We start from the raw sequence: 12,110 nt of genomic DNA, 5'->3' as shown, positions 1-12,110 counted from the left end.
TCTCCTGCTCAGCCGGGCACGGACGAGGGTTCGGCACCCGCCGCCTGCTCGTCCCGTTCCTTCGGCAACTCGGTGCCCGGCGCGCTGCGCGAGGGCAGCAGCACCAGCGCCGCCCCCAGCGCCAGCCCCAGCGCGGGCAGCGCCGGGAACCGTCCGTCATGGGCGAAGCCCTGCACCGCGAACCGGGCCAGCGCCGCGACACTCGCCGCCAGGCCCAGCCAGAGCAGCAGCGGCTGGCGCACCTCCTGGTCCGGACGAGACCGAACGCCGACCCTGACCAGCAGCCGTTCCAGCGGCTGCAGCAGCGCCACGAGGCCGAGCAGGACCGCCGTGAGCAGCAGCAGCCAGGGCAGCCGGAGCGCCCACCAGGAGCCCGAGCCGTACCCCGGCTCGGGCGCGAGGCCGGTCAGGTAGAACACCGCCGCGACCACCAGCACCGGCAGCATGTGCCAGAGGTAGAGGGTCATGCTGGCCCCGCCGACCGGCCTGACGGTCCGCCACACCCGCTCGCGGGCCAGCCACCGCCGTACGGGGGCCGCCAGCAGCAGGCACACGCCGATCTGCGCCACCGCCCAGGACAGCATCGCCACTGACGGGGGATTGGTATTGCTGACGGTCTCGTCGCTGACCAGGATCAGGCTCAACGGGAAGGGCCCGAAGCCGACCAGGCCCGCGAACCCGGCCGCGCCCACCGCCGCCATCGCGGCGGGCAGTGCCCGGCCCCGGGTCAGCAGCCCGTCCTGCCAGCAGAACCCCAACTGGTAGGCCACGCCCCAGACCAGCACGTAGTCCAGCAGCCCGACGACCGGGGCGTGCGCGGCCAGCACCAGCACATCGATCAGCACGGCGACGGCCCCGAGGGCGAGCGGCACCCGCAGCCCCCATCGTCGATGGGCCGAGTGCAGCACCGGTGTCATCGCGCTGAGCAGCAGATACACCGGCAGGAACCAGAACTGCATCCCCATCGCCCAGCCCACCATCGACAGCGTCCCCGGGTCGACACCCACGCCCGAGCAGACCACCACCGCGAGCAGCACCAGCCCCGAGTACACCGCGGTCGGCAGCAGCAGCCGGACCGCGCGCCCCCGGATCCACGGCAGCGCCGCGCCCCCGGCGGACAGCTGCCGGGCCCAGGAACCGCCGGCCGCCGCGCCGCCGGCCAGGAAGAACAGCGGCATGATCTGGAAGCCCAGGGTCAGCCACTGCGTCCAGTGGACGGTGGCCAGCAGCTCGGGTGCGTCCAGGGTTCCGTCGGCCCGCCGCACCAGCCCGGTGATCAGCCAGTGGCCCAGCACCACCAGGCAGATCGCCAGGGCGCGCAGGAAGTCGACATAGCGGTCTCTGGTCATGCCGGGAATGCTGGCGCAGTCCTCTCCGCGGCGCGAGGGAAAACCGGATGCCGCAACCAATTCGTGCCCGTAACAATGGTCCATGCTCAACCACCACTGGCCGCTCTTCGGCCTCCACGTCCGCACACCCCGGCTGGAGCTGCGCCTCCCCGACGCCGAGGAGCTCGCCGAGCTGGGCGACCTCGCCGCCCGCGGCGTCCACGACCCGGCCCGGATGCCCTTCAACCACCCCTGGACCGACCTGCCCCCGGCGGAGCGGGCCCGCTCCGTACTCCAGTACTTCTGGCTGAGCCTGGGCAGGTGGACGGCCGAGGACTGGTCCCTGCTGCTGGGCGTGTTCCGGGACGGCACGATCGTCGGCCTGCAGGAGGTCTGCGCCAAGGACTTCGCCACCCTGCGCGAGGTCCGCACCGGCTCCTGGCTCGGCCTGGAACACCACGGCCAGGGCATCGGCACTGAGATGAGGGCAGCGGTGCTGCACCTCGCCTTCGCCGGACTGGGCGCGGAACAGGCCAGGTCAGGGGCCTTCTCCGACAACCCGGCCTCGCTCGCCGTCTCCCGCGGGCTCGGCTACCGACCGGACGGGATCCACCGCCTGGTCGTCCGCGGCGCCCCCGTCACCGAGCACCGGCTCCGACTGACCCGCGACCAGTGGGAGACCGGGCCCCAGCATGCCGAGGTGACGATCGACGGCCTGGCCCCCTGCCTGCCGCTGCTGGGTGCTTCCGCCTGATTGTTCGGCTTTTCGCAGGTGGGGGAGTGACGGAGGTTCTAATGTCGTCTACCGGACGGTTGGTGTACTGATGCGAGTGGTGGGGCGGGGCGGGTGGATTTTTTCGTCAGTCATGCGGGGGCGGACCGGGCCTGGGCGGAGTGGGTGGCCTGGCAGTTGCGCGAGGCCGGCTACCAGGTCGAGCTCGACTTCTGGGACTGGGCGGCCGGCGACAACTTCATCCTGAAGATGAACGACGCCCTGGCCGGCGATGCGCGGATGGTGGCCCTGTTCTCCCCCGCCTACTTCGAACGGACCCGCTTCACGACCGAGGAGTGGGCCGCCGTCCTGGCCGCGAAGCAGAAGATGGTCCCCGTTCGCATCGACGCCGTCAGCCCGGCGGCCACCCCTCCGCTGCTGCGCGCGCTGCTGGCCCCCAGCCTCTACGGGCTGGACGAGCCCGCCGCTGCGGCCGAACTGCTGCGCGCCGTCCGCGGCCCTGCTGCACCCGCCACGGCACCCGCCTTCCCGGGCACTACGACGCCGTCTGCGGGATCCGGCGGCGCGCGGCCCCGGTTCCCGAGCAGCACCGGCACACCCGAGGTATGGAACGTGCGGCTCCGCAACCCCCGTTTCACCGGGCGGGAGGAGACGGTCACCCACATCCGTGACGGCCTGCTGGGCGGGGGACACGTCCAGGCGTGGCACGGGCTGGGCGGGATCGGCAAGAGCCAGATCGCGGTGGAGTACGCCCACCGGTTCGCCAGCCAGTACGACCTGGTGTGGTGGATCGACGCCGAGCAGGCCGACCAACTCCCGGTCCACTACACCGAACTGGCCGCCCGCCTGGAGATCGACAAGCCCGAGGCCGGGGCCGACCAGAACGCGCGCATGCTGCTCGGGCACCTACGGACCCGCGAGCGCTGGCTGATCATCCTCGACAACGCCGAGAACCCGGAGACGATCGAGCCCTGGCTCCCTGGTGGACCTGGCCATGTGCTGATCACCTCCCGCAACCCCGCCTGGGGCACCCTCGTGCCCAGCATCGGCCTGGACGTCTTCACCCGCGCCGAGTCCCTGGCCTACCTCACCACCTGCCTGCCCACCCTCGCCCCCGGCCAGGCCGACGCACTCGCCGAGAGCCTCGGGGACCTCCCGCTCGCCCTTGCCCAGGCCGCCGGTGTACTCAACAGCGGGATGAGCGCCGAGCGTTACCAACATCTGCTCACCACCAAGACCGGTCAGATCCTGGCTTTGGGCAGTGCCCAGGGCTACCCGGCCCCGCTGGGCGCCTCCGTCGACATCGCCACCGCCCGTCTGACCGACGAGAACCCCGGCGCGCTTGCCTTGCTGCGGCTCGGTGCCTTTCTCGGCCCCGAACCCATTCCCACCGCTTGGCTGGAAGCCGCCCGCCCGCAGTTGTCCACCATCCCGGGCGACCCCGACGACCTGATGTGGCCGCATGCCGCCCTACAGCCGCTGGCCCGCTACGGCCTGGCCCGAGTCGACCACACCGCCTTCCAGATCCACCGCCTCACCCAGGCGGTCCTCAGCGATCAGACCAATGCGGACGACGCAGCGGCGATCCAGGCAGACGCCCTCGCCCTCCTGGAGACCGTGCAGCCGGAAGACCCCAAACTGCCTGCCAGCTGGCCCGCTTGGGCCGCCCTCAACGCCCATCTCGCAGCGCAGGGCCCTGTCGCCGCTGAAACGTCGGCACTGCGCGGGACCCTGCTCAATACCGTCCGTTACCTGATCCACAGCGGCCAACCGCAGGCCGCACACGATCTCGCCGACGCGCTCCACCGCGCCTGGTCAGGAACTGCGGGAACGGACGACCCCGACGCCCTCACAGCCGCGCAGTACATCGGCCACGCCACCTCCGACCTCGGCGACTTCACCAGCGCCCACGCCGTCATCGAGGACACCTTTGAGCGCCGCTGTCGCGTCCTGGGTGTGGACCACCCCGACACGCTCCACTCCGCCAACGACCTGGCGGTCATCCTGAGCCAACTCGGCACAAACGCCGAGGGTCGCCGCCGCATGCACGAGGAGACCTTGGCCCGGCGCCGCCGAATCCTGGGTGTGGACCATCCCGACACCCTCCACTCCGCCTATGGCCTGGCCAGCGCCGTGCACAGCATTGGCGGGTATGCGGAGGCCCGCCGCATGGACGAGGACACGTTGGCCCGGCGCCGCCGGGTTCTGGGTGAGGACCACCCTGACACCCTCCACTCCGCCTACAACTTGGCCTCCACCATGTATAGCCTTGGCTTGTACGCGGAGGTCTACCGCATTCACGAGGACACGTTGGCCCGGCGCCGCCGGGTCCTGGGCGTGGACCACCCCGACACGCTCCGATCCGCCCACGGCCTGGCTTCCACCGTGCACAGCCTTGGCGACTATGCGGAGGCCCGCCGCATGGACGAGGACACGTTGGCCCGGCGCCGCCGGGTCCTGGGTGAGGACCACCCCGACACGCTCCGATCCGCCCACGGCCTGGCTTCCACCGTGCACAGCCTTGGCGACCATGCGGGGGCCCGCCGTATGGCTGAGGACACGTTGGCCCGGCTCCGCCGGGTCCTGGGTGAGGACCACCCCGACACGCTCCGATCCGCCCACGGCCTGGCCGCCACCGTGCACAGGCTTGGCGACCATGCCGAGGCCCGCCGTATGGCTGAGGACACGTTGGCCCGGCGCCGCCGCGTCCTGGGTGAGGACCACCCCGACACGCTCGACAGCGTCCATGGCCTGGCGATCACCTTGGGGAGCCTCGGGAAGCACAGGGCGGCAGCGCAGCTCCTCAAGGACGCCCGCACCCGTATGCGTCGCTCTCTCGGCGACGACCACCCTCGCACCAAGGGCGTCACCGAGGACCTCGCACACGCGCTGATCGCTTCAGGCCAGCCGTTCGAAGCCCAGAAGCTGCTGGCTCCGCGCAAGCCCGCAGGCGGGAAGAAGGGCAAGTCCTCGAAGAAACGCCGTTGACGGCCGCCGGGACCCCGTCAGAGCCAGTCGCGGCGTCTGAAGACCAGGTAGAGCGCGCCGCACACCGCGGCCATCAGGCCGATGGCGAAGGGGTAGCCGAAGGCCCACTTCAGCTCCGGCATCTTGGTGAAGTTCATGCCGTAGACGGTGCCGATCAGGGTCGGGGCGAAGAGGATGGCGGCCCAGGAGGAGATCTTCTTGATCTCGTCGTTCTGGGCGTGGCCGGCCTCGGCCAGCAGCTTCATCTCCTCGTTCTGCGCCTGGGAGACCAGGGTCGCGTTCACGGTGAGGATGTTCTGCAGCATCTGCCGGAAGCCGTCGACCCGTTCGGCCGCGGTGGTGGCGTGGTCGGCGACGTCGCGCAGGTAGCGCTGGAGTTCCTCGTTGGTGCCGTACTTCAGGAAGCCGGCCTCCAGGTTCTTCATGATCTCCAGCAGCGGCCGGGTGGCCCGCTGGAACTCGATGACCTCGCGGGAGAGCTCGTAGATGCGCCGGGACACCTGCTTGTCGCCGCGGAACACCTCGGTCTCGATCTCGTCGATGTCGTGCTGCAGGCCGGCGATCACCGGGGCGTAGCCGTCCACGACCGCGTCCAGCACCGCGTACAGCACCGCCTCGGGGCCGAGCGCCAGCAGCTCCGGGTCGGCCTCCAGCCGCCGCCGGACGGCGGACAGGTCGGGGGACTGCGAGTGCCGGACGGTGATCACGAAGTCGGGGCCGACGAAGAGGTGGATCTCGCCGAAGTCGACCTCCTCCACGTCGTCCAGGTAGCGGGCGGCGCGCAGCACCACGAACAGGGTGTCGCCGTAACGTTCCAGCTTGGGCCGCTGGTGGGCGACGATGGCGTCCTCGACGGCCAGTTCGTGCAGGCCGAAGCGCTCGGCGGCCTGCAGCAGCTGCGCGGCGGCCGGGCGGAACAGGCCGATCCAGGCCAGGCTGCCGGGCTTGCCCGGGACCTGCTGGTAGATGTCCGAGAGGCTGGTCGGGGTGGCGATCCGGACGCCGTCCCGGTAGACCGCGGCGTCGACGATGGAGCGCTCCAGCGAGACCGGCTCGGAGCGGTGCTCCTGCTTGGGGTCCATCGAGTGCTCGGGGGCCGGGGCGGCGGCCGGGGCGGCGGGATCTGCCACTGGCCTGGTGAACGGCCGCTTGCTGGCACGGACAGCACGTACACGCCATTCGGACATGACTGGATACCTCCAGGGGTTGTCCGGTCACCCCCTGGAAACCCGTCGGACGCGTGCGGCGCCGACCGGCTCCGCGTCCGCGATCAGCCAGGGGCGATCAGCGTCGAGCGAGGCGGGGCAGGGGCGCGCAGCGGTACGGGAACCGGTGACCGGAAGGAGAGAGTGGGGGCCGGGGGCGGGTCCGACTTCGACCCGGACTACTGCTCTTCACCGCTCTCACCTCCTTGCTGCCGCGACCACTCGGGACACCAACTGGCGTCTCAGTCACAGCCAGTCTAGTCGGACGGGGCCTACATATGTGCCCACCGGGGTCAGTGCGGAAACATCCGGGGCGGACGCCAGGCCGGCAGTTCGTCCCGGAACGCCGCGATCACCGAACTGACCTGCCGCGTCAGCTCGGTGTGTTCCAGCAGGTGGAGGTAGAGGTTGCGCTCGGCCAGCCCCACCGCGTCGACCGTGAGGTACACCGCCATCAACGGATTGATGAACAGTTCGCTCCCGCGGTGCCGAGGCCGGACTCGTCGCCGCGCATCAGGATGTCGGTGCCGCCGTCCACCAGCACGATCGCGTCCACCCCGCCGAGACGGGCCGGCGAGCGCTCGCGCAGGGCGAGGGCCAGCGGCAGGCCCGCGTAGACGTCGAAGCCTCCGCCGGCCCCGGCGACGAGGATGCGGCGGGCGTCCCGCAGCCGGGTGAACAGGGGAGGTTCGTCGAGGGAGAACACCCGCCGGACCCTGGCGAAGGCCGGGCAGGAAAGGGGCGGGAATTCCGGGCCGGGGACTGACCTGGGGGTTCCCGGGGATTAATGGATGCGGGCTGATCACCGGGCTCTGCTACAGTTGAGGAACCGACGCGGGGTGGAGCAGCTCGGTAGCTCGCTGGGCTCATAACCCAGAGGTCGCAGGTTCAAATCCTGTCCCCGCTACTTGAACTCTGTAGGCCCGGCGTTCTCGCTGGGCCTGCAGAGTTTTGCGTGTGAGTCCGCTCACCCCCTGCGGAGAAGACTCTCCGCCGCCCCCTGGCTCGTTCTTGCGATCCTCCGCGCCCAGCGCTGCGGAGCTCTCCTCGAAGCGTGCCGCTACGAGGAAAGGTTCTCCGTGAACCATCGCACCAGCCGTTCAAACGACCAGCGCTCCGGTACCCGCTTCGGCCGTCCCGCCGGGACGAGCCCCCGCAGCGGAGCCGGAAGCAGCGCCGGCGGCCAGTTCCGGGGCCGTCCGGCCCAGGGCGCGCCGCGCCGCCGTACCAACACCGCCCCGCAGGGCGAGTTCGAGATGCCGGTCAGCATCACCCCGGCGCTGCCCGCGGTGACCAGCTTCGCCGAGCTGGACATGCCCAACGCCCTGCTCTCCACGCTGACCCGCGAGGGTGTCACCGAGCCGTTCCCGATCCAGGGCGCGACCCTCCCCAACACCCTGGCCGGACGCGACGTGCTCGGCCGCGGCCGGACCGGCTCCGGCAAGACGCTGGCCTTCGGCCTGGCGCTGCTGGCCCGCACCGCGGGCCGCCGGGCCGAGCCCAAGTGCCCGCTGGCGCTGGTGCTGGTCCCGACCCGCGAGCTGGCCCAGCAGGTCACCGACGCGCTCACCCCCTACGCCACCGCGGTGAACCTGCGGATCACCACGGTCGTCGGCGGCATGTCCATCGGCCGCCAGGCCGGCGCGCTGCGCCGCGGCGCCGAGGTGCTGATCGCCACCCCCGGCCGGCTCAAGGACCTGATCGACCGCGGCGACGCCCGGCTCGACCGGGTCGGCATCACCGTCCTGGACGAGGCCGACCAGATGGCCGACATGGGCTTCCTGCCCCAGGTCACGGCGCTGCTGGAGCAGGTCATCCCGAACGGCCAGACGATGCTGTTCTCGGCCACCCTGGACCGCAATGTGGACCGCCTGGTCCGCCGCTTCCTGACCGACCCGGTCACCCACTCGGTGGACCCGTCGGCCGGCACCATCACCACCATGGAGCACCACGTGCTCTACGTCTCGGACGCCGACAAGCGTGCCGTCGCCGTCGAGATCGGCGCCCGTGACGGCCGCGTGATCATGTTCATGGACACCAAGCACGCCACCGACAAGCTGGCGAAGGAGCTGCTCGCCAACGGCGTGCGCGCCGCCTCGCTGCACGGTGGCAAGTCGCAGCCCCAGCGCAACCGGGTCCTCGAGCAGTTCAAGGAGGGCCACATCACCGCGCTGGTCGCGACCAACGTGGCGGCCCGCGGCATCCACGTGGACAACCTCGACCTGGTCGTCAACATCGACCCGCCGACCGACCACAAGGACTACCTGCACCGCGGCGGCCGTACCGCCCGGGCCGGCGAGTCCGGCACCGTGGTCACCCTGGTGCTGTCCAACCAGCGCCGGGAGATGGCGCGGCTGATGGCCGACGCCGGGATCACCCCGAACAACGACCGGGTCTCCTCCGGCGGCGACGCCGAGCTGGCCCGGATCACCGGCGCCCGCAAGCCCAGCGGCGTGCCCGTGGTCATCGCCGCACCGGCCCCGGCGGTTCCCACCCAGAGCCCGCGTGGCCCGCGCGGCGGCGGTGGCGGCAACGGGGGTGGCAACGGCGGCAGCCGCGGCCGTCGTCCGCGCCGCCCGGCGTCGGGTGGCGCGCGTCCCACCCGTGCGGCCTGACCCGACCTGACGCTCGGACAACTCACGTAGTCGAAGGGCCCGGTACCGCTCCTGGTACCGGGCCCTTCGTCGCGCCGTCCCGACATGATTCCGGTGAATCCGGTAAGTCGCCTGTCAAGACAGCACGTTGCAGAACACGTGCTGCAACACGCAGGAAAGGAACGGCATGTCCACAGGATTGATCATTGTGATCGTGGTGGTGGCCGTCGTCGTGGTCGCCCTGATCGGGGTAGCGGTCGTGATGCCGCAGCAGCGCAGCCGCCGGCTTCAGCAGCAGTTCGGGTCCGAGTACCAACGAGCGGTCTCCGAGCACAGCGGCAATACCAAGGAAGCGGAGCAGGAGCTCTCGGAGCGGGTCAGCAGGACCCGCAAGCTGGACCTCCGCCCCCTGGACGCCGCCGCGCAGGAGCGCTACCTGGCCCACTGGACCACGCTGCAGGAGCAGTTCGTCGACGCCCCGGCCAAGGCCGTCATCGACGCCGACCACCTGCTCACCGAGGTGCTGCGGGACCGCGGCTACCCGGACGACGGCCAGGACCAGTACGCCGCGCTGTCGGTGCACCACGCCCGGGCCCTGGAGGGCTACCGGGTCTCGCGCGGTGCCGCCGAGCGGGCGGAGAAGGGCGACGCGACCACCGAGGAGCTCAGGGACGCCTTCGTACGGGCCCGCGAGACCTTCGACGAACTGGTCCGTGACGGTGACGGCGGCAGCCCCGTGCACGCCACCGCTGCCGCGCGTACGGACGAGCCGGTCAATGAGCCGGTCAACGGGACGACAGAGACCGCTGAGACCACCGAGAGGACGAACTGATGAGTGACCCCAGGTTTGCCGAGAACGACGAGGACCTCCAGAGCCGCACGCTGCGCGAGGACGACGAGCCCGAGCTGAACGCCGAGGACGACCCCCGCGCCCCCGCGGTGACGGAGGCGGCCGGCACCCCGCTCGACCGGGTCGACGAGGCCGACGAGGCCGGGAGCTACGACGACGACGTCGACCGTGACGCGCTGGCGGAGCGGACCGACGCCGACGACGACGCCGTCCTGGTGGGCGGCCCGGTCAGTGAGCAGGCCACCGACGGAACCCTGGGCAGCACCGGCACCGCCGGCAGCGCCGCGGGCTCCTTCGGCAGCACCGCCGGCACCGCCGGCACCACCGACGCCGACGACTCCGCCGGCCGGTTCTTCGAGGACTCGGTTTCGGAGAAGCTGCACGACCGCTGGCAGACCATCCAGATCGACTTCGTCGACGACCCGCGCAACGCCGTGGAGCAGGCCGAGTCGCTGGTCGAGCAGGTCTCCACGCAGCTGACCGAGGCGATAGCGGCCCGCCGCAGCGAACTGCACAGCCGTTGGAGCAAGGACGGCGGAAGCGTCAGCGCCGCGCACGACGACGGCGTCGCGACCGAGGACCTGCGTACCGCGCTGCAGGAGTACCGCCGGGTGCTCAACCAACTGCTCGCTGTCTGAGGACATCTGACGGCAGGACGAAGGCGGGGGCCCAGATCGATCGGGGCCCCCGCCTTCGTCCTGCCGGACCGTCAGTCGTAGTAGCGGCGCTCGCGGATGATCTCCTCGCTGTCGCCGAGGCCGATGCCCGTCGGCGGACGGCGGCGCCGGTACATGCCGGCGATGGTGACGACGCCGAGCAGTCCGGCGGCCATCAGGATCACCCCGACGACGGTGAGGTTCATCCCCGACACATGCCAGTTGACACCGAACGTCAGAATCGCGCCTATGGCGAAGACGCCGATGCATCCTCCAATACCCATGTCCCAGACTCCTCTTCGAACCGTCGCATCTCTCCGTATGCCGGAACCCGCGCCTACCCGTGATCCGCCGTCGGACACGCCTGCGCCGTCTTCCGTCGGCCCGGGTTCTGCTGCAGGATTCCGGTGGACGACTTCGTGCCCCGTCGGGTTTCGGCTACGGTGGGGAAGCTGTGGATCAGTGCGCAGACCGGCCGAGGACGAAAGAGGACAGATGGACCATGGAGGCGTCGGAGCGTCCGACTCCGGGAGTCGGCCGACCGTTCCGGTCAGCAGCGGCGACCGGTTCACCGTAGGACTGCGGACGCTGGACGGTGTCGCCGTGCTCACCCTGCACGGGGAGCTGGACCAGGACACCGCGCCTCCTCTCCGTGCGCTGCTGGACCAGGCGTTGGACGCCGGCCCCGGGCGGATCGTGGTCGACTGCGCGGAGTTGGAGTTCTGCGACTCGACCGGTCTGAACGTGCTGCTCGGTGCGCGGCTGCGGGCGGAGTCCGAGAACAGGATCATCGAGCTGGCCGGGCTGCGTTCCGCGGTGGCCCGGATGTTCGACATCACCGGGGCGTCGACGGTGTTCACCGTCCATGCCTCACTGGACGCGGCCCTGGCGGCCTCTTGACCGGGCTCCCGAGCAGGTGTTCAGCCCTGGCCCCGGGGCAGGAGGACAGCAGAGGCACAGTCGCAGCGGGTAGGCCGGCACGCGAGGTACAGCGGGGTGAGACGCCATGAGTACGACCCGTCCCCAGGGACCGGAGGGCGCTCCGGTGCGTCCGGGGCTGCCCCCGGGCGGCCAGACCAGGCGGCTCGCGCTGGCCGGGACCCGAGGTGTGGTCGGCCGCTGCCGTGACTTCACCCGGACGGCCCTGCACGACTGGAACTGGCTCCCGGCCCGCAACGACGAGCAGGAGGCGGTGGCCGAGGACGTGCTGCTGCTGGTCTCCGAGCTGGTCACCAACGCCTGCCTGCACGCGGGCGGCCCCAGCCAGCTGACGCTGCACTGCACCGACGAGCGGCTCCGGGTGGAGGTCTCCGACCACAGCACGGTCCCGCCGGTCCCGCGGACCCCGCACGAGGCGACCCGTCCGGGCGGACACGGTCTGCACATCGTGTCCCGGCTGGCCCTGGAATGGGGCACGGTCGTCCGGGAGGCCGACAAGACGGTGTGGCTGGAGGTCGGCTCGCCGCTCGTGGGCGGCTGAGCGGGGCCCGGCGCGGCGGGTCCGCCCGAGCGGGCCCGCCGAAGCCGCGGCGGACGGGCACCCCCCCGTAGTGCCCGCCGCTCGGCGCACGCGGGCGCGCACCAGGGGCTCATTCTGGTTGTGCTCGAACGGCCCCACCACCCCCGTCCGGTGGTCACCGCACCACCGACCGGGGGTGACCTGGGCGCCTGTCTGGATTCGCCCGGGCATTCGCGCTGGGGTACGGTCACGCGGAACTCCCTGGACGACGTCAGGACATCCCGTGGCTCCACCCCC

General features: G+C 71.3%; 10 protein-coding genes, 1 tRNA gene and 1 pseudogene. 8 read left to right on the top strand and 4 right to left on the bottom strand.

The genetic code is table 11. The annotated features are described in order from the left end of the window. Positions 1–8: 8 nt before the first annotated feature. Positions 9–1,349 carry an acyltransferase family protein gene (locus ACEZDG_RS01550; RefSeq protein WP_380501337.1) on the bottom strand — a complete coding sequence of 447 codons (1,341 nt, stop codon included), beginning with the start codon at positions 1,347–1,349 and terminating at the stop codon, positions 9–11. An 82-nt stretch (positions 1,350–1,431) separates the two neighbouring features. On the opposite strand from ACEZDG_RS01550, the gene ACEZDG_RS01545 reads away from it, so the two are divergent. Together ACEZDG_RS01545 and fxsT are read left to right on the top strand one after the other, a co-directional pair. Next, a complete protein-coding gene (locus ACEZDG_RS01545; RefSeq protein WP_380501335.1) occupies positions 1,432–2,082 on the top strand; it encodes a GNAT family N-acetyltransferase in 651 nt (216 codons plus the stop codon). 93 nt (positions 2,083–2,175) lie between these two features. Continuing rightward, positions 2,176–5,049 carry an FxSxx-COOH system tetratricopeptide repeat protein gene (fxsT, locus tag ACEZDG_RS01540; RefSeq protein WP_380501333.1) on the top strand — a complete coding sequence of 958 codons (2,874 nt, stop codon included), beginning with the start codon at positions 2,176–2,178 and terminating at the stop codon, positions 5,047–5,049. Positions 5,050–5,066: 17 nt separating this feature from the next. Here fxsT and ACEZDG_RS01535 read toward each other — a convergent pair whose 3' ends face one another. Together ACEZDG_RS01535 and ACEZDG_RS01530 are read right to left on the bottom strand one after the other, a co-directional pair. Then, positions 5,067–6,236, bottom strand: coding sequence for a magnesium and cobalt transport protein CorA (locus ACEZDG_RS01535; protein ID WP_380501331.1), 1,170 nt, complete (start codon positions 6,234–6,236; stop codon positions 5,067–5,069). Between the two features lie 311 nt (positions 6,237–6,547). Continuing rightward, a pseudogene (locus ACEZDG_RS01530) lies at positions 6,548–6,960 on the bottom strand (hypothetical protein). A 127-nt stretch (positions 6,961–7,087) separates the two neighbouring features. Between ACEZDG_RS01530 and ACEZDG_RS01525 the strand changes: the two are divergent. The 4 genes from ACEZDG_RS01525 to ACEZDG_RS01510 all read left to right on the top strand — a co-directional run bounded on the left by ACEZDG_RS01525 (position 7,088) and on the right by ACEZDG_RS01510 (position 10,336). Beyond that, a tRNA-Met gene (locus ACEZDG_RS01525) sits at positions 7,088–7,161 on the top strand. Between the two features lie 172 nt (positions 7,162–7,333). Then, positions 7,334–8,869, top strand: a complete 1,536-nt coding sequence (locus ACEZDG_RS01520) for a DEAD/DEAH box helicase (protein WP_380501329.1) — start codon at positions 7,334–7,336, stop codon at positions 8,867–8,869. Between the two features lie 166 nt (positions 8,870–9,035). Then, entirely contained in the window at positions 9,036–9,680 is a 645-nt protein-coding gene (locus ACEZDG_RS01515) for a hypothetical protein (RefSeq protein WP_380501327.1), read from the top strand. Further along, positions 9,680–10,336, top strand: coding sequence for a hypothetical protein (locus ACEZDG_RS01510; RefSeq protein WP_380501325.1), 657 nt, complete (start codon positions 9,680–9,682; stop codon positions 10,334–10,336). Before ACEZDG_RS01515 ends, ACEZDG_RS01510 begins: the two co-directional genes overlap by 1 nt. Before the next feature lie 71 nt (positions 10,337–10,407). Here ACEZDG_RS01510 and ACEZDG_RS01505 read toward each other — a convergent pair whose 3' ends face one another. After that, positions 10,408–10,638: a DUF6458 family protein gene (locus tag ACEZDG_RS01505; RefSeq protein ID WP_380501323.1), complete on the bottom strand. Its 231-nt coding sequence runs from the start codon at positions 10,636–10,638 to the stop codon at positions 10,408–10,410. Between the two features lie 211 nt (positions 10,639–10,849). On the opposite strand from ACEZDG_RS01505, the gene ACEZDG_RS01500 reads away from it, so the two are divergent. Together ACEZDG_RS01500 and ACEZDG_RS01495 are read left to right on the top strand one after the other, a co-directional pair. Beyond that, complete coding sequence (locus ACEZDG_RS01500) at positions 10,850–11,254, top strand: STAS domain-containing protein (protein WP_380501321.1); 405 nt, start codon at positions 10,850–10,852, stop codon at positions 11,252–11,254. 106 nt (positions 11,255–11,360) lie between these two features. Next, positions 11,361–11,834: an ATP-binding protein gene (locus ACEZDG_RS01495; RefSeq protein WP_380501319.1), complete on the top strand. Its 474-nt coding sequence runs from the start codon at positions 11,361–11,363 to the stop codon at positions 11,832–11,834. Positions 11,835–12,110 lie beyond the last annotated feature (276 nt).

It is taken from the genome of Streptacidiphilus alkalitolerans (assembly GCF_042511045.1).
In the GTDB taxonomy this organism is placed as follows: domain Bacteria; phylum Actinomycetota; class Actinomycetes; order Streptomycetales; family Streptomycetaceae; genus Streptacidiphilus; species Streptacidiphilus alkalitolerans.
Note: the sequence above shows the minus strand (reverse complement) of the source record. Positions and strands in the feature narration are given on the sequence as shown.